The 211-nt window shown below is 54.0% G+C and carries 1 protein-coding gene; it reads right to left on the bottom strand.

Annotation, left to right across the window (positions count from 1 at the left end; genetic code table 11):
* Positions 1-197, bottom strand: a 197-nt coding sequence (locus HMPREF2854_RS08915; protein WP_395994408.1) for a peptidoglycan binding domain-containing protein, incomplete at its 3' end; no start/stop codon positions are given.
* Positions 198-211 lie beyond the last annotated feature (14 nt).

The following is a 211-nucleotide window of genomic DNA, read 5'->3' on the forward strand; positions in this document are numbered from 1 at the left end:
CTGTTTTCTGGCTCGCGTTGCATTACTGAAAGATCTGCCAGCGCCGACGATTTCAGATCCTTCGAAGCACTCTCAACAATCGTGCGCACCTGATCCGCATCAACAGCCGTGCCCGCCTGGCCAGGGGAGGCTACAAACTGTTCGCCGTTCCACGACACCGATGCCTCTTGAGTAGGAGAAGGAGTTTTTGCGTTCAACGACTCAACAAACT

Origin of the sequence: Actinomyces sp. HMSC075B09, assembly GCF_001812395.1 — a bacterium.
Lineage (GTDB): Bacteria > Actinomycetota > Actinomycetes > Actinomycetales > Actinomycetaceae > Gleimia > Gleimia europaea.